Below are 17,777 nucleotides of genomic sequence, written 5' to 3' on the forward strand. Positions count from 1 at the left end.
ATGGTAAAAATTTGAGGAGGTAATGAATATGAGTATTGCTGAAATGTTGGCAAATTTGGAAGACGAAGCGGTGATGGCAGAAGTCAAGAAACAAATATCTGACGGTGTGGAGCCTATGAAAATTTTCGAAGCCTGTCAGGAAGGCATGAACATCGTAGGTAAAAAGTTTCAGGACGGAGAATATTTCGTATCAGACCTTATGATGTCAAGCGCTATCTTTAAAGATGTCAGTGATGTTATCAAACCCCTTCTTGGAACTGAAGGAGAAGCTACTATTGGCAAAGTGGTCCTTGGAACCGTTGAAGGCGACATCCACGATATCGGCAAAGACCTTGTACACGCTATGCTTAGCGCCGGTAACTTTGAAGTTATAGATGTTGGTATAGATGCACCTGTAGACTCATTTGTAAATGCCCTAAAAGAAAATCCTGATGCAAAAGTCCTTGCTCTTTCCTGCCTGCTCACTACATGTTACGATTCCTTGAAAGCTACTGTTGAAGCGGTAAAAGAGGCCGGACTTACTGATGTTAAAATAATTATCGGCGGCGGACCTGTAGATCAGAGCGTGGTAGATTTCAGTGGCGCTGATACTTATGGAGAAACTGCTCAGGATGCTGTTTTTATAGCAAAGGAGTTGATGTAGATGATACCCGATCAGCTGTTCTTGGATAGAGTTGAAAGGATCAAGAGGACTATCGCTTTTGAAAACGACAGGGCCACAACCTGCTATACGGGAGTAGCTACCCCTGCAGAACACATGGGTGTGAAAATGGCTGATTTTGTGAGCAATTCTGACTTAAACTTGGATACTACACTTGCTTATATAAACGAATTGAATGAAATTGCCCCTATAGATTGTCTGAACATAGGAGCGGGTGGAAATAAAATAAATGTCATTTTAACAATGATTTGGCTGTCAAAAGTCAAGATGCCCGGAAGAGAGCTCCCTGAAAATTCCTTGTGGCAAATTGAAGAGAAAAAAGTTCTAAAAGACGAGGATTATGATCTGGCCATAGAGCAAGGCTACGATGCACTGGTTCAAAAAATATTACCCCAGGTTCTTGATATGGGAGAACTTCAGGAATTTATGGAGTATGCACAAAAAAATGGACAAAAGAATGCCGAAAAGGTAATTGCCAACATTTATCCTTCTGTAAACAGCAACAACGCCAGTCCGCCTTTTGAAATTCTCTGTGGTGCAAGATCCATGTCCCAATTTTTTATGGACTGTTACAAAATCCCCGACAAAGTCAAAGCTGCTCAAGATGCAATATTTCCAGGAGTACTTGAAAATATGGTGGCGACTACCAGGCAAACCAATGGAATGGGCAGTTGGGTCGGTGGTTGGAGAGGTGCCAGTGCATTGGTGTCCCCCAAGATTTGGGACGAGTTGGTTTGGCCATATATGTATAAAATGGGAATGACTCTTCTTGAAAACGGAATAACTCCAACTTTTCACCTGGATCAAAACTGGGACCGTGACATTGAAAGATTCCTTGAACTTCCCGAAAAGAAATTCATCTTAAATACCGACAGCATGACCGATCTTAGAAGAGCAAGAAAGTTATTGGGAGAACACGCCGCTTTCATGGGAGATGTTCCTCCACAATTGCTTGCCACAGGCACTCCACAACAAGTTACAGATTATGTCAACCGATTGTTGGATGACATCGGTACTAAAGGCGTCTTCATAACTGCCGGTTGTGATGCTCCAGGCAATGCAAAATTCGAAAACATGGCAGCGATGTTTAAGGCTGCTTACGAGTACAATTAAGAACCTTTTTTTCTATAATAGATGTTTCTTATTTGAAATATGTTTGCATATTCCTATTGATAAGGAGTTGAACTAATGAAAACAAACAAAATATTCGATGATCACTTAGTTAAAGCCAAAGATACCATTGCATTCAAAAATAACAAGCCAATGAGTTGCTTTTCAGGTTCTGCAGTCCCACCAACGTATATGGATATAACCCTAGCCGACTACATCTTTGATACTGATAAAGGATTTCAGTATTTTATTGAGTTTGTAAATAAGATAAACGACGAAGCTCCAATAGATTGTATGAATTTCGGCTATCCGGGGATGCTCCCCATAGGGACTATCCTAACCTGGTGGTCCAAAGTCAAGATACCCGGCAGAGAATTGGATGAGAATGCTCTTTGGCAAGTTGAAGAGAAAATGACCATGACAGAAAGTGACTACGATATTCTTTTAAATGAAGGTTTTGACAGCCTGTTTGCAAAAATCGTTCCCCAAGTAGGTGATATGGCAGATATTCAAACTTTCATAAAATATCATATGGAAAGTGATGTAAAAGAAGCTCAAGGTTATATAGACAATGGTTATCCAGTCCTTTGTTCCGGAGCGGTTGTGCCACCTTTTGAAACCCTATGCGGCGCTAGGTCCATGAGTCAATTCTTTATGGATTGTTACAAGTTCCCTGAAAAGGTGAAGGAAGCCCAGGACATTATGTTGAATAAAATGAAGGATGACCTTACGAATCAGCAGTTTCCCGAATTTGTTATCGGCAATTGGGTAGGAGGTTGGAGAGGTGCCAGCGCTCTAGTTGCACCTAAGATATGGGACAAACTCGTTTGGCCTTACATGCTCGAACTTTCAAAAATTCTTATAGAAAAAGGTATCACACCCATACTTCACCTCGATCAAAGTTGGGATAGGGATATCGAAAGATTCCTTGAGCTTCCCGAGAAAAAATGCATTTTGAACACGGACGGTATGACAGATCTAAGAAAAGCCAGAAAAGTTCTCGGCGAACATGTCGCTTTCATGGGGGACGTTCCAGCACAGATGTTGGCTACCTCAAAACCTGAAGCTGTAAGTGATTACGTCAAGCGACTATTGGATGACATCGGTGTAAAGGGTGTATTCGTAACCCCAGGCTGTGATGCTCCAGCAAACTCAAAGTACGAAAATTTGGTGGCATTGCATAAAACCGCATCTGAATACAATTAAAAATTGCTAAAGCAACAGCTCTTACCGATCAAGTTGAATCGGAAAGAGCTGTTGCTTGATTTATATTCGTTTTTACTCCACTCCACGTACTAGAAAATGTTGTCTCAACAACGGCAACTTTGGCCAAGCCCAAATGCTTACCTTCTCTTTTGTCTTCACAGCCTTCAGTATGTAAATGGTAATGCCCTGGTGCTCATAAATATCGTAGTGAAACTTATATCTGTCTTCCGGTTCTACCGCCCCTGACCAGAGGCGCGTAATGCAACCGCCGCTTCAGGTAGTGCCTGCAGGAACGATATCGATCACAAAATTTCCTCTATTGTCTTTGATAGCTTGCAATGTTCTCTCGCTTATCTGAAACGTCAAAGCTCCGCGCTTATAAGTCGCTTTTTTCTTACTCATGTCTTTACCTCCCAAATCGATTAGTGTAATAACTTTTTACCCGAAATATGGCCAAACAACCATATATTATATCTGACTACTCAAATCATCGGTACAAATCGATCACTCGCCAGGATCCATGTTGTCAAACTCTTCACTTATCACATTCCCCATTATTGTATAAGTAAAACTGTAATGGTCGGGAATTTGAGTTAACGGATCCGGATAGCTGATGATCCCGACAAAATCCATGCAACCGCCTGCATCGATTATAACTTTTTCCATATAGGCTTGATCCCCGTATCTGTTTAAAGTACTGTTTTGCGGAGTAATGTTATAGGCATTTGCCACACCCCCAAGTGCATCCCCTATTACGTGTCCTTCGTCAAGATCCCGGCTCTCGACTCCAAGAACTTTTGCTTCATCTTCATAATACCTGCCGTTTGCCAGGACCGGCTCCAATTTTTCATCTTGAAGGACAATTTCTTTTGCAACGACCTTTATCAGTTGACCGTATTCGTTTGTAAAACCATAGTACTCTCTTTCGCCAAAGCCTATATCTACAACTACATTTGGCTGCCTTGTTCCCGAGATGTCACCCCCATCAACTTCTAAAAGAGTATAACCTTCAAACAGAAGATCCTTGTTGTCAAAGTGGATGATCTCTTCAAAAACCGGATTTGTGTTTGAAGATAACAGGTATCTTCCGTTGATGAAATCGTCCTTTATATCGTTGCCGACCAATACTACCGACAGCAATATGAATATCAATATCCTTATTAGTTTTCCAATTCTTCTTATCTGTCTCACCTGCTTGCATCTAACTTTGTCTACGTAATTTTAACATGTTTTATTCATTTATAACCATTAAATATTTCTACCTGCCACTAAAAAAAAGCGCCCCCGCAAAAGCGAAAGCACCGATTTTACATCAAAGCGAATGACCTGATGTTTTTTCGTAATCTGAAAACATCTTGAAACAGCTGATGACGATTATCGTATATATAATGCAAGTAGGCAAAGCCAATACTACAGATAGTGCTTGTACGTGAGCCAATGACCCATTAAAAAGCATGATCACCATGGGAAGTGCCGCCAGAGTCAAAGCCCAGAAAATAGTGAGTCTCTTATCGGGACTTCCGCTGAGAGATATCTGTTTGGAAGAAACCATTGCCATGGTATATGCTGCCGAGTCAAAACTTGTAGCCATCGAAAGTATTGAAGCTACCAAAATTGCCAAAATGAATACCGTCCCAAAAGGAATTTTTGAATACATTTCGATTACTGTGGTTGGACCGCCGTTTTCCGTGACCCCCTTTACCACATCCATCACTCCACGCAAATGCATGTCCATAGAGAAGTTCCCAAGTACGGAAAACATAGAAAAAGATCCTGCAAATCCATATCCAAGCCCACCGAAGATCACCTGTCTGATAGTTCGACCCCTTGATATCCTGGCGATGAACAGTCCCATAAATATCGCATAAGACAGCCACCAAGCCCAGTAAAATACCAGCCAGCTTTCAGGATCTCCCCCATTGTTGACCGGATCCAGATAGGTGCTCATTTTAAAGTAATTATCGATAAGAAGTCCCAAAGATGTAGTTTGCATCTTTACTATAAAGCCCGTGTTGCCTATAAAAAAAATAAAAATCACCATCAAAAGCATAAGGATTATATTTGCATTGCTCAATACCCTGATACCCTTCTTTACTCCGTTGTAGGCGGAAATGGTGAATATCACCGTGACCACTACTATGACCCAGAAACGAAGGGACGGGGTGTCTTCTATTCCAAATAAGTGATTCAAACTTGCCGATACCAACGGTGACCCAATGCCCAATGCTGTGCCTATGCCACCCAATATGCCAAACAAGAATATTATATTGATTATTTTCCCACCGATGCCGTCGGCATATTTCCCAAGAAGAGGTTTACATGCGATGGAAACGTCAAAACGTTCATTTTTCAGATTATATCTCAAGAATGCAAAAGCTACCGCCGGTATCAGATATATTCCCCAGGCAGAAAACCCCCAGTAAAACAGCGGAATCGTTGCGGCGTATTCTGCAGCTTCAGCACTAAACGGGATTATCCCAAGTCCTGGTTTCATGTAGTGAAAAACCCATTCCATGCTTCCCCAGTATATAAAACCCGCTGCCATGGATGAACAGAACATCATCGCCGCCCAGGCAAACTCGCTGAATTCCTTTTTCTCTTCTCCAAGCTTGATATGCCCAAATCTTCCTGCACCCATGTAGACTCCTAGAAACAGGGAACCCAACACCAATAAAACATATACAAAACCCAAATTGCTTAAAATGTAATTGTTTATCAAATCAATGATTTGTTTCGATTGATCCGGAGAGATGAAAAAGTAAGCTACGACGGCAAAAACAAAGCCCAACACGATAACGATCATGCTAAAGTCGATATTCGATTTTTTTGATTTCATATTCTCATCCTATCAAGTTGTATTTTGTAAATTAACAGTCATATTAAAATTGATTATAACATATATTTTTCTAAATTTTAACATGAACAGATACTATTCTTTGTTATTTCATTATTCGATATATTAATGATAGAGGTTTTCACTTCGATTTTTGTTATGACTGATTTTGATAATGACAATAATCCCTTGTGATTTTTAGGATCATCATAGGGATTATCGTCAGTTTTTCTTTATAAAAATTAGTTGTTAAATTCTTTCTTTTCTAACAGCTGCATTGTACTTTCTTGTGTGCTTGTCTCTTCCAAGCAATGCTTCAGTTGCAAATATGGAACCCATTATCTCCTTGTTTAGAGGATCCATTATGGCAGAATCCATTCCTTCGTAAATTGCCAGGGTCATAAAGTTCTGATTGATGATCTTTCTCTTTGGCATCCCGAAAGAGATGTTGCTTAGTCCCGAGGTGAATTTTACTGTGGGGTAAATGGCCTTTACCTGCTTCATGGACTCTACAAAGTTCAGCAATGAATTGTTGTCTGTTGAAAGCGCCATTACCAATGGATCTATGTGTATCTTGTCTGGGGTGATACCAAATGTTGCGGCCTTTTCAATGATCTTCTTTGAAATCTCCACTCTGGTCTCAACGTCTCTTGGAGTTCCGTTCTCGCTGTCGCAAGTAAGGGCTATTACCTCCCACTCTGTTCCCTCAACCAAGGGAAAGAGCACGTCGCACTTGTCCTGATCAGATCCTTCGATCTTCTCTAAGTTGACAGAATTTATTAGTCCCGGTTTCTTGATGAAAGGAAGTACCTCTTTCAAGAAAAACGGATCCGGACTGTCGATGCAGATGGGAGTGTCCACTGCATCTTGTACTATGTCTATAAGCCATTTAAGGGTCTCAACTTCCACATCAGGTGCAGTTGAAGCGCATACGTCTATGAAGTCCGCTCCCGCTTCCGCTTGTTTTATTGCTCTGTCTCTTATGAAATCAGCGTCCTTTTCCTGAATGGCCTTCTTGACCGCTGGAATTGCTCCGTTGATTTTTTCTCCTATTATGATCAATGTCATACCTCCAATTTTGTATTTTTATAAACAAGTATTACTCAGACCAGCTTTGGATGATTTTTACACCTTCAGCTGCGTTTGTAGTATAAGCATCTGCACCTATGTGGTCACAAGCTTCCTTAGTTACAGGGTTTCCGCCGATGATTATCTTGACGTCGTCTCTAAGTCCCGCTTCCTTGATTTCTTCTACAGTGTCTTTCATTGACTCAAGGGCCAGGGTAAGCACTCCGCTCATTCCCACTATCTGAGCATCAACTTCCTTGATCTTGTCTATAAAGGCTTGTGCCGGAGTATCGATCCCAAGATCGTATACTTCAAATCCTGCAGCTTCAGCCATGCTCTTGAAGATGTTCTTTCCGATGTCGTGGAGGTCTCCATGAACCGTTCCTATGACCATGTTGCCTACTTTTTTAGTTTCTCCCGAACCGAGAACAGGTTTTAATATATCTATCGCTTCAGTCAAAAGTTCTCCTGCGAAGATCAGATCTCCTACAAAATAGTCTCCTGATTCAAACAACTCTCCTACTGCCGCCATACCTTTCTGACATGCTGCAACCGCCTTTCCAGCTTCTTCTTCGTTTGGGTTTTCTCCGACGAATTCCTGCAACATCTCGATTACTTTTTCTTCTTCCAGTTCTCCTACTGCTTGCGTCAACATTTCAAAATTCATTAAATTCATCCTTTCGATAGTATATTTTATGCAAATTTGTGATTAACAGATCGACTACATCGTTATTATGGATTTTTCTTCTTCTACTATATCCTCATCGTCCACGATTGCATCGTCTGAAGATACTTTCCAACCGTTTTTGTTGATGTCCTTAAAGAAGGATAAAGTCATCATTGCTATTATGACAAGTGCAGGTATTCCCGCAATTACAGTTATAGTCTGGAACGGACGTATTCCCCCGATCATCAGAAGGGCTATACTGATGACACCGATACATACTGACCAGAATATTCTTATCCATTGTGGTGGCTCTTGTCCCTCTTTCAATACTTTAGTTGTTGCCATAGCCATGCTGTATGCGTTGGCATTCAACAATGTTTGCATACAGATATTTGCAAATACGAAAAGTATTGGCATCATGATGGCTGCGAAAGGAAGGAATTTCCATACTGCTGCTATTGCCGCTCCCTGGCCGCCTGCTGCCATTGCCGCTCCAAGATCCAATCCTTCATTCAAGAATGTGTGGATGGAGAAACCCTGGAATACTGCGAAGAACATGTAGGTACCGATTACAGTTGCTCCCAATAGACCAAGTACAAGTTCTCTAACTGTACGACCTCTTGAGATCCTGCCGTAGAAGGCTCCGTTTTGTATGGACATTGTTATATACCATGCAAAATAGAATACTGTCCAGCCTTGGGGCATCAATGATTTGGCATATGGGTCCGTATTTGAGATAAGGTGCAGAGTATTGTTCATTACCATACCCAATCCGTCTGTAAATGAATTCAACATGTAAAAAGTAGGTCCAAACAACAAAACAAATACCAAGATCCCAAATCCAAGATAAACTCTTATATTACTTAAAAGTCCAACACCCTTTTTAAGTCCGGCAAACAAAATTACCGCCATTATCAAACTCCAAAGTAAGATAAGCACTACTGAAACAACAAACGGCGGTTCAGATCCTGTCATGTTGGCGATAATAGCCACCAAGGTAGGAATGTTTACACCAACACAGGTAACAACTGAAGCCAAAAGGGATATTACATAAATGATGTCGATCAGCTTTCCAAGTCCACCCTTTGTTTTCTTCTCTCCTATCAATGTAGTACAAGTTGTACTAGGCAATGAATCGTCCATTTTCTTGTTGTAGAATTGATACGCAAATATTACGGCGATCAAAGCATAACCCATGTAGAAAACTGGTCCCCAGTGGAATAATGGAAGCATTGCAGCTTGAGCAAGAGCTTGCGGCGATTCGACTTCTACGCCCCACATGGGTGTTTGATAAGAATAAAACCATTCAACTGTAGTCCAGGTCAAAACTCCAAGACCTGCGGCTCCGGTAAACATCATTCCCAACCATGAAAGAGTGGAGTATTCGGGTTTCTCATTACCGAATCTTTTCTTTCCATACGGGCCGAAAGCCAAATAAAGGACTACTGCGCTAAGCGCCATAAAATACCAACTGAACATCCATGCGAAGCTGTCTGTAGTAAAGGCAAATGCTGCTGCAAGTATCTTTCCGAATCCCTCAGGATTGGTCATTACAACTGCACTTAATACTACGGTAAAAATCAGTGGCGGAAAAAACGTCCATCCGTTGATCGATGAGAACAGGGAGCCCCCATTCGATTTTTTTGTTCCATTTGTCATAAAATTTGCTCCTTTCAATGTTTTACCACTATACATGCAATAAGCGTGCCAATATGCAAAACACGTAAATCCAAGCTTTTTTATAAAATGGCCTCCATCCCATGAGTGAAAATTACTCAACTGAGTGAAAATCGTTCACCTGTTTCCCGATCAATTTTATAAAACCGGCTCTCTATTCATTTATTATAAGGAAGTTTCTCGTTTTTGGAATATTGGCACGAATTATGCAATATAGAATGACAAATACTCAGGAGGTGCATTATGTATAAAAAACATTACACAAGAAACTTTGTTACAAAAGAATCCGTAGAACTTATTCATGAAAAATCCCTTCACCTGTTAAAAACAAAAGGCATCCGCTTCAGTTCCGAAGAATTGTTGGAGCTGTTCAAGGAAAGAGGATTGAAGGTCGACGGTGAAATCGTATACTTTACCGAAGAAATAGTTAATGAAGCATTGGCTTCCTGCCCTCGTAATTTTACATTCGTATCTCGTGGACACAAATTGCCCGTTGGCACCGTTCAGAAAAAAACCATTGGCCAATCTTCCCTGGGACCGATAAATGTTCTTAAGGAAGGCGAGCACAAACCTGCACAAGTGGAAGATTACACAAACCTTATAAAGCTTTTCCACACCAGTGATGTTATCGACATGATTGACTGTGAACTTGTTTACCCTCAAAACGTACCTACTGAAGTCAGAACCGACTTCATGACTCTAGCTCCCATGATGTACAGCGACAAACCAATTGCAGGACTTAACGGAAGCACAGAAGTCAGCAGAAGGACAATCCAACTTGCAAAAGAATTCAACGACATCCACGATCAAGTCCTTATGTCTACATTGATTACAAGTGCACCTCCTTTTGCCTGGGACAAGGCTATGTGCGAGTCCCTGATAGAGTACGCCAAAAACGGTCAGTGCTGCTGCATAGCAGGTGTAGGACTTGCAGGACTTACCGGTCCTCCGTCATTGGCAGGAAATATCATTCAAAACAACACCGAAAGACTTGCCGGTATAGTAGCCACTCAAGTAGTCAACCCGGGAGCACCTGTAATTTATCAATTCAGTGCACTTCAAACCGACCTTAGATACAGCCTGTGCGTATGCGGTGGAGCCGAAGTCGGAGTTGAGTGGTTTGTTGAAAGTGAACTCGCAAATTTCTACGGACTTCCAAAGAGATCTCACGGTTGTCTGTCCGATGCCAAGGAAGACGATTATCAATCAGGTCGTGAATCTGCCTTTAATGGCCTTTCAGCCCTGATGAGCGAACCTGAGGTATCTTACATGCTTGCGGGAATAATGGACTCATTCAACACTTTCGGATACGAAAAATTCATCTTAGACGAAGAAACCTACAAAGTAGCGGCAAGACTGCTTAGACCAGTGGATTTCAATGAAGAAACCATGTTAATGGCCAAGATGGAGGGCACCGAGCATTCAGGAAACTATATCGCAAGAACCACCAAGACATACAGAAACGACTTCATGTTCCCGGAGTTTGCAAATAGAAAAGCTTATTCTAACTGGTCGAAAGAGGACAATTCAATAAGCATCCAGGAAAGGGCAACCCAGGCTTGGAAGAAGAGACTTGAAGAATACGTAAGACCGGAACTTGACAGCAGACAGATAAAAATGATCGAAGATCTGCTTCCTGCAGAATTGAGATTCAAATAAACTAAGACCTAGGCATATAAAATCCACGGGAAATAACACCTGTGGATTTTTGCTTTGCTTGCATATTTGTAAAAATAATTGGATATGTTATAATTACTCTGTGTGCAATTAATAAAAGCGCTCTATCTATATAAAAGCAGGGAAGGAAGAAGTCTTTTTAATGATCGATCTAAATAAAGTAGAAAACAGCAAAGATTACAATGATTACCTGAATTCGATCCCTCGGGAAACTCTTCTTAAGATTTTGGAAAATTCATTCACCGAAATCTATGTCTTGGACAAGGACGGCAAAGTGGTCTACGCCAATCCGGCAATCACCAGATTGTACGGATTAAGACCGGAAGATGTGGTCCAAAAGGACAGTAGAAAAATCAAAGAGGGGCTTTGGGATCCATACAGTTTTGACCTGACGAAAGTCTCGAGGCAAGCCATCGTTACAGAAAATATCTATTACAAAACAAACAGAACCATAATCTGCATCAATGTTCCAGTGTACAATGAAAATGACGAATTTGAATACATGATATCCACCTCTCTTGACAATATTCGTTCCGTAGACTTGAGCTACCGTGATGTAAGAAATCCCATCGAATCCATCGATCTTGACTTTTCAGACATGGTCGTGGGAAAAAACGAACTGTTTAAGCAATGTTTGAGCGACCTTGAAAAGATATCCAAATCTGACTGCAACCTGCTCATACTTGGCGAAAGCGGAACGGGAAAAAGCTACATCGCCCAGACAGTTCACAATGAGAGCCGAAGAAGACACAAGCCTTTTCTTGCCATAAACTGTGCAGCCATACCGGATGGACTTTTTGAAAGCGAACTTTTCGGATATGTACCAGGTGCTTTTACCGGTGCAAATGCCAAGGGCAAAGTAGGACTTCTTAAAAATGCCGACGGCGGAACCATATTCTTAGACGAAATCGGAGATCTTTCTCTCAAGATGCAGGCAAAAATTCTTGACGTTCTGGAAAATCAGCGATTCATTCCTGTAGGTAGTGACAAACCCGAACACGTTAACATCAGGATAATAGCGGCCACCAACCAAAATCTGGTTCAAGCCATCAAAGACAAGACCTTCAGGAGCGATCTTTACTGGCGGCTAAATACTGCAAAGGTGGTGCTTCCACCCTTAAGACACAGACAAGACGACGTTATATTGCTGACAACGCATTTTTTAAACTCATTTAACAAGCGCCAAAATACAAAGAAATTCTTCAGCGAGTCGCTACTTGCCGCTTTCATAAGCTACGACTGGCCGGGAAACGTGAGGCAGCTTAAAAATGCAGTCGAAAGAATGTGCATCCTGTCCGACAAAACCATAGTTGACAAAAAGCTGTTCCTGCAGTATCTGGACCAAGAAGAAGACATCCACGAAGTCTACGAAGATTGCTTCAACCTTGAAGAGTTTAAAAAACGTACCGTTATAAAGCTTTATTCAAAATATAAATCCAGCAGGATAATCGCAAAAAAAATGGGAGTCAGCCAATCCACGGCAAACTCGTTAATAAACAAATATATTAAAAATACCGACGAAGATGATGAATAAAACACTGTAAAAAAAAGTAAGGCTAATGACTGATGTGTCGTCCGCCTTACTTTTTCAATGTCAATCTTCAAATATCCTTCCGTCATCTACCCGTATTATGCGTTTTGCTTTCGATGCTATGTCAAGATCATGGGTTATCATAACTATTGTTTTCCCCTGTCCGTTCAAGTCTTCGAACAGATCCAATATTTCTCCACCCGTCTTTTTATCCAGGGCACCTGTAGGTTCATCAGCCAGGATCAGCGGAGATTCTCCGACTAATGCACGAGCAATGGCGACCCTCTGCTGTTGCCCACCAGAAAGCTCATTTGGCTTATGGTGATGTCTGTTTTCAAGCCCCACCCTGTCAAGAGTAATAGCGGCAGCCTCTTTTGCCTCCTTGTAGCTTTTGCCTCTATGAAGGAGCGGAAGAGCTACGTTGTACAAGGCATCATACTTTGAAATCAGATTGAATTTTTGGAATACGAAACCTATCTTTTGGTTTCTAAGCTTGGAATACACTTTATCCGGCTTATCTCCCATATTCAAACCGTCTATATATAACCCGCCATCATCAGGTTTATCGATCAATCCAACAATATTCATCAGGGTTGTCTTGCCCGATCCCGAAGGGCCCAATATGGCGACAAACTCACCAGGATATATCTTGAACGACACGTCCTTTAGGGCATGGACCAGATTAGGTTCCCGACCAAATGTCTTGTTGATGTTTTTAAACTCTATTAAAGGTTCCATACATTACCCCTTATCTTCCAGATGTTTGGACCATGATTTTTTCAATGATTTCAGGGTCTTCATCGTCGTAGTATATCTTCAATATTGAACCTTTGACCAATTCAGACAAAGAGACTTCTTCTTCTACAGGACCCGTACCAGTTCCTGTCTCCCCAGTTGAACTCTGTTGAACACGCTTGACCATGGGAGTGCCTACCGGAATAAGCAAGGTCGTTTCTTCCCCAGTGTATTCCCTGACTACATCTTCCCCCATATTTCCCCTTTTCATGCCGGACCCCGGAACCTGTTCCTGTTCGTCCGCATTTTGTATGATCAACAGGGTCACTTCATTACCGACTATATCTTTTATCTCTCCAAATGTATCAGGGATCCCAATAGAACCTGCACCCGTACCTTCCGTTTGTTCAACTGGTGATTCTTCTGTTTCACTCTGCGATGCATTTGTGGAAGAACACGCAGTAAAGGCTATCAGAACCAACACTACCATCCCCATGGAAATTATTTTTTTCATTTTTTTGTCCTCTTTTCTTATTCGTAGTTTAATGCTGTTATGGGTTCAAGGCCGGAAGCTTTGGCTGCAGGATAAAATCCGAAAAATATCCCTGTCGCCACGGAAAATCCCATGCCCAATGCTATGCCTCCCAATGAAGGTTCATAGGCTATAGTGCTCATGGAAAAAATCCATGGAGCACCCAGACTGAGTAGTGCACCCAAAATTCCTCCAAACACACTTATCATGGCGGCTTCCAACAAAAATTCTGTCATTATGGTTTTTCTTGATGCTCCGATGCTTTTTAGTATTCCGATCTCTCTCGTTCTTTCCTGTACTGCAACCATCAAGACATTCATGATACCTATTCCGCTTACTGCAAGAACGATCACCGCTACCGCAAGAAGCAGCGATGAAAGAGTTTTAGCAGTAGCCTGGGCAGATTCCAGCACATTACCTGCATCAGTTACCGTGTAAGCCGCATCTGTCCCTATGGTTTCTTGAATGTAATCCTTAATTTCCGCTACTGCCATTTCAACGTTGCCTATGTCGTCAGCCAAGGCGACATACGTCAGCTGATTCCCACTCGAACTGCTGCGGCTGACAGTGCCTGAGGTATATTTTACTGCCACATCGTAAGGTATGAATGCCATGTCATCTACGCTACCCGAGTCTGCTTGAGATGTGGATATCCCTCCAGATCCGCCCACACTGTCCAATACGCCCACCACTTCAAATGTGGAACCTTTTATCATGACTTTTTCACCTACGGCTCCCGCCGGATCACCATCAAACAGCGAATCAGCAACATTGCTTCCCAGCACCACATATTTGTTTCTCATAAGTGAATCTTCATTGGTAAACATATCTCCATGAACGACTTCAAGCCTAGTTATATCGGCATATTCTTCATTTATTCCCTGTATGGTGATGGCCGATGAAACCCCATTTGTTCCGATATCCGCCACCACCCTGGTACTGACACCAACACTTTTCACATACGTCAGTACTTCTGCCATATTCATGGCGTCGTCTTTTAATAAAATCTCCGTACTGGTCGAAGACTGACCCATGCCTTTTGTCTTGGCTATTGTAATGCTTTCAACAGACAATCTGCTGTATTGTTCTGAAACAGCAGTCTCGCCTGCCTTCCCTATTCCCACCACCAGGATTATCGTGAGCGATCCTATAATTATTCCCAAAGAAGTCAAAAATACCCTGAATTTATTTGAAAGGATGCTTATTATCACCATCCTCATAATCTCCAGTTTTTTCATTTGTCCATACCGGCAGTAACTACACTCTCCCCGACAGCAATACCTTCAACTATCTCGCTTTGAGATCCGTTGGTCAACCCAGCCGTTACCGCTCTCTTTTCATATTCATTATTTTCAAGTTCCACCCAGACGTACTGCTTTCCATCTTCCATGAATATGGCCTTGTTGGATATCAATGTCACATTTTCTTTTTCTCTTTTGATATATGATGTAAATGCACTCATACCGTCTAAGATCCTCTCGTCGACCTCGTCCAATTCAGATATAACTTGATAAGTCACGATTCCACTGTTATCTACCTTTGGCAAAGAGTCGATCTCGGTGACCTTGCCGGGTAGTCCCATTAGTCCTACAGCATCTACGTTGACCTTGACTGATTGTCCGATTTCCACCCCTGTAATGTCCCCTTCGTTTATGCTTCCTGAAACCATTATTTTATCGGGGTCCGTTATCACAACAAAACCTCCATTATCAGTCTGGGAAGAGACAGATCCGGTCTTCCCTGTCATCCAGTCGCCTACAGAACCATTCACTTGTGCGATCTTTCCTGAAACAGGTGCATATAGATACGCATTCTCCAGATTTTCCTTGGCCACTTCAAGTTTTGCCTGGGCTGTTTCCCAGTTGTATTTGGCGTTTACTATGGACATGTTTGAATTTACCAGGTTTTCGTATTTTAATTTCTGCAGATCATAATTTTCCTTAGCGGTTTTCTGCTCTGCAGTAAATTTTTCCCTTGCTGCCGCCAGGTTATAATTTGCAGTTTCCACCACCGCTTCTGCCGACGCTACAGCAGATTTAGATTCTTCGATGGAACTGGAGAGCTTGCCAAGCACTTCCTGCTGTGCACCATCTGCAACTGCCTTGGCATGATCCTCTTCAAGCTGAATAAGATTTGCCATCTTTTCAGAAAGTTTTGAATTGGCATCTTCAATAGCTCTCATAAATGTCGTATCATCAAAACTCAATTTTGTTTTTTCGTACAATGAATCAAGCTTGATTTTTTCGGAAGCAACGCTATAATCCAATGAACTGACTGCGTCCTCGTAAGCAGACTTGGCTTTGGCAAGATCTCTCTCAGCCGCTTTAAGTGCATCTGAAAGATCCTCAAGGTCAAGAACTGCTAAAAGATTTCCTTTTGAAACTGTTTGACCCACTGTTACGTTGACTTTGTCCAACTCGCCTGAAACCATAAAATCTGCGTTCACAGAAGGTATGGTTATTCGGCCGTCTGCATAAAGCCCTATCACCAGATTTCCCTGTTTTACTTCCTGGGTGCTTATCTTTGCTTCCTGTTCCTGTTCGCTTCCACTGCATGATGACAGAACAAGCGCAATCGATATGACTAGAATAAAGACGATTATTTTTCGGGCAACTTTCTTATTTGTCATTTTTATGCCTACCTCTCTTTGGGATAATTGATTTGTTTGTATATTTTATTGGATTTATATGGCAGTTCTGTGTCAAAATACAAAAAATAAAAAACTCGTCGGAATCTCCAACGAGTGAATGTTTCATTCAAAATATGTATCCCAGTATCGCCGCCACAGAAACAGCGCTTACAGCCACTTTAAACAGACCTCTTTCACAATATGCGGTTATTATTGCCGCCAAAGTTCCCGCCATGGAAAAGTAAATATTGCCGGTGGAATACAGGATGCCGGGGAAAGTCATGGCTCCCAATACGGCAAAGGGAGTATAAAATAAAAAAGATTTTACAAACTTTGATTTGATCTTGCTGGTAAAGAGCGCTATGGGCACCAGTCTAATGGCATAAGTTATTACAGCCATGACAATGACCGCTTTTAAAACCTCACTCAATGTTTTCATCCTCCCTGGGGAAAAGTACGGCGCCTGCGGCTGAAGCAAAAATTGTAGAAATAATAATTGCCCACCCGCCTGACACATGGTTTAAAACAGGCATCCATTTGAAGATGGAGCTTATAATAACTGCAATTGCTATGACGATCAATGCAGCCTTGGAATGTTTTGCAGCGGGAACCAACAGCGCTATGAACATGGCATAAAGGGCTATTCCCATTGAATTTTGAAGCAAAGGTGGTAAAAGTGATGTAGATACGGCACCCAGCAGCGTTCCAAAGGCCCAACCCCAGTAAGGCGTTAAAATCAATCCCATCATATATGGAAAAGTGATTACTCTTTTTTCTAAAGACGCTATGGCAAATATCTCGTCCGTGATACCGAATGCAATGGCACTTCTTTTGAAAATCGACAACATTGGAGCTAATTTTTGCGACAAAGACAATGACATCAGCATGTATCTTATATTAATCACAAACATTGCTGCGCTTATTTCCGTCAACGAGGCATTGGATACTATCAGATTCATTCCTGCAAACTGTCCGGCGGAAGTAAGGTTCGTCATGGAGATCAAGACTGCCATCCAGATGTCCAATCCTCCTTGAACTGCCAAAAGCCCAAAAGTAAATGAAACAGGGATATACCCCATCATTACCGGTATACCCTGCCTGAAGCCCAGTTTAAAATCATCCAATGAATTTTTATCGAGTCTTGATCCTATATTGTAATAACCGTTCAATCATGTCTTCCTTTCTACAATGGCGCTAATTATAATTATAATGGAAACCACTATAAAACAGAAGTCTTTTAGTCGAGTATCACCAAGCAGTACAGATTAACACATTAGTTTGTTTTCACGAACAATTCTTGTTTGCCCTTATATTCATGTACTTTTAATATTAAATTCGTGATTTTAAAAATCATTAACTCCTTATCCATTCCACAATAATCGAACTTTTTCAAATAACTTAGGTGTCGGATCACCTAGATTTCCTCTCGCAGATATGTGATAATTGAACTA

At 41.6% G+C, this 17,777-nt stretch carries 17 protein-coding genes; 5 read left to right on the top strand and 12 right to left on the bottom strand.

Annotated features, from left to right (window positions below):
- Positions 1 to 28 precede the first annotated feature (28 nt).
- The 3 genes from IWB18_RS00875 to IWB18_RS00885 all read left to right on the top strand — a co-directional run bounded on the left by IWB18_RS00875 (position 29) and on the right by IWB18_RS00885 (position 2,977).
- Complete coding sequence (locus tag IWB18_RS00875; RefSeq protein ID WP_225877719.1) at positions 29 to 643, top strand: cobalamin B12-binding domain-containing protein; 615 nt, start codon at positions 29 to 31, stop codon at positions 641 to 643.
- Positions 644 to 1,774: a uroporphyrinogen decarboxylase family protein gene (locus IWB18_RS00880; protein WP_195681690.1), complete on the top strand. Its 1,131-nt coding sequence runs from the start codon at positions 644 to 646 to the stop codon at positions 1,772 to 1,774. It begins immediately after the preceding gene.
- Positions 1,775 to 1,849: 75 nt separating this feature from the next.
- Positions 1,850 to 2,977: a uroporphyrinogen decarboxylase family protein gene (locus IWB18_RS00885; RefSeq protein ID WP_195681691.1), complete on the top strand. Its 1,128-nt coding sequence runs from the start codon at positions 1,850 to 1,852 to the stop codon at positions 2,975 to 2,977.
- A 273-nt stretch (positions 2,978 to 3,250) separates the two neighbouring features.
- Here IWB18_RS00885 and IWB18_RS12540 read toward each other — a convergent pair whose 3' ends face one another.
- From IWB18_RS12540 to IWB18_RS00910, 6 genes are all read right to left on the bottom strand, one after another.
- Positions 3,251 to 3,379 (bottom strand): hypothetical protein, encoded by a 129-nt coding sequence (locus IWB18_RS12540; protein ID WP_269747885.1) that lies wholly within the window; start codon positions 3,377 to 3,379, stop codon positions 3,251 to 3,253.
- A gap of 102 nt (positions 3,380 to 3,481) precedes the next feature.
- A complete protein-coding gene (locus IWB18_RS00890) occupies positions 3,482 to 4,168 on the bottom strand; it encodes a DNA/RNA non-specific endonuclease (protein ID WP_195681692.1) in 687 nt (228 codons plus the stop codon).
- A gap of 121 nt (positions 4,169 to 4,289) precedes the next feature.
- Positions 4,290 to 5,813, bottom strand: a complete 1,524-nt coding sequence (locus IWB18_RS00895; RefSeq protein ID WP_195681693.1) for a BCCT family transporter — start codon at positions 5,811 to 5,813, stop codon at positions 4,290 to 4,292.
- A 246-nt stretch (positions 5,814 to 6,059) separates the two neighbouring features.
- Positions 6,060 to 6,872 carry a methyltetrahydrofolate cobalamin methyltransferase gene (locus IWB18_RS00900; protein WP_195681694.1) on the bottom strand — a complete coding sequence of 271 codons (813 nt, stop codon included), beginning with the start codon at positions 6,870 to 6,872 and terminating at the stop codon, positions 6,060 to 6,062.
- Between the two features lie 37 nt (positions 6,873 to 6,909).
- Positions 6,910 to 7,545, bottom strand: a complete 636-nt coding sequence (locus tag IWB18_RS00905) for a cobalamin-dependent protein (protein ID WP_195681695.1) — start codon at positions 7,543 to 7,545, stop codon at positions 6,910 to 6,912.
- Between the two features lie 54 nt (positions 7,546 to 7,599).
- Complete coding sequence (locus IWB18_RS00910; RefSeq protein WP_195681696.1) at positions 7,600 to 9,204, bottom strand: BCCT family transporter; 1,605 nt, start codon at positions 9,202 to 9,204, stop codon at positions 7,600 to 7,602.
- A 261-nt stretch (positions 9,205 to 9,465) separates the two neighbouring features.
- Between IWB18_RS00910 and IWB18_RS00915 the strand changes: the two genes are divergently transcribed.
- Positions 9,466 to 10,881 carry a trimethylamine methyltransferase family protein gene (locus tag IWB18_RS00915; RefSeq protein ID WP_195681697.1) on the top strand — a complete coding sequence of 472 codons (1,416 nt, stop codon included), beginning with the start codon at positions 9,466 to 9,468 and terminating at the stop codon, positions 10,879 to 10,881.
- A gap of 160 nt (positions 10,882 to 11,041) precedes the next feature.
- Positions 11,042 to 12,433, top strand: a complete 1,392-nt coding sequence (locus tag IWB18_RS00920; RefSeq protein ID WP_195681698.1) for a sigma-54 interaction domain-containing protein — start codon at positions 11,042 to 11,044, stop codon at positions 12,431 to 12,433.
- A gap of 60 nt (positions 12,434 to 12,493) precedes the next feature.
- On the opposite strand, the gene IWB18_RS00925 is transcribed toward IWB18_RS00920, so the two are convergent.
- The 6 genes from IWB18_RS00925 to IWB18_RS00950 all read right to left on the bottom strand — a co-directional run bounded on the left by IWB18_RS00925 (position 12,494) and on the right by IWB18_RS00950 (position 17,408).
- Complete coding sequence (locus tag IWB18_RS00925; protein ID WP_195681699.1) at positions 12,494 to 13,168, bottom strand: ABC transporter ATP-binding protein; 675 nt, start codon at positions 13,166 to 13,168, stop codon at positions 12,494 to 12,496.
- 10 nt (positions 13,169 to 13,178) lie between these two features.
- Entirely contained in the window at positions 13,179 to 13,679 is a 501-nt protein-coding gene (locus tag IWB18_RS00930; protein WP_195681700.1) for a hypothetical protein, read from the bottom strand.
- Positions 13,680 to 13,696: 17 nt separating this feature from the next.
- Entirely contained in the window at positions 13,697 to 14,935 is a 1,239-nt protein-coding gene (locus IWB18_RS00935; RefSeq protein ID WP_195681701.1) for an ABC transporter permease, read from the bottom strand.
- Positions 14,932 to 16,326 carry an HlyD family efflux transporter periplasmic adaptor subunit gene (locus IWB18_RS00940; protein WP_195681702.1) on the bottom strand — a complete coding sequence of 465 codons (1,395 nt, stop codon included), beginning with the start codon at positions 16,324 to 16,326 and terminating at the stop codon, positions 14,932 to 14,934. Before IWB18_RS00940 ends, IWB18_RS00935 begins: the two co-directional genes overlap by 4 nt.
- 127 nt (positions 16,327 to 16,453) lie before the next feature.
- Positions 16,454 to 16,756, bottom strand: a complete 303-nt coding sequence (locus IWB18_RS00945; protein WP_195681703.1) for an AzlD domain-containing protein — start codon at positions 16,754 to 16,756, stop codon at positions 16,454 to 16,456.
- Positions 16,749 to 17,408 carry an AzlC family ABC transporter permease gene (locus IWB18_RS00950; protein WP_195681727.1) on the bottom strand — a complete coding sequence of 220 codons (660 nt, stop codon included), beginning with the start codon at positions 17,406 to 17,408 and terminating at the stop codon, positions 16,749 to 16,751. Before IWB18_RS00950 ends, IWB18_RS00945 begins: the two co-directional genes overlap by 8 nt.
- Between the last annotated feature and the right edge of the window lie 369 nt (positions 17,409 to 17,777).

The organism is Alkalibacter mobilis, from assembly GCF_015594845.1.
Lineage (GTDB): Bacteria > Bacillota > Clostridia > Eubacteriales > Alkalibacteraceae > Alkalibacter > Alkalibacter mobilis.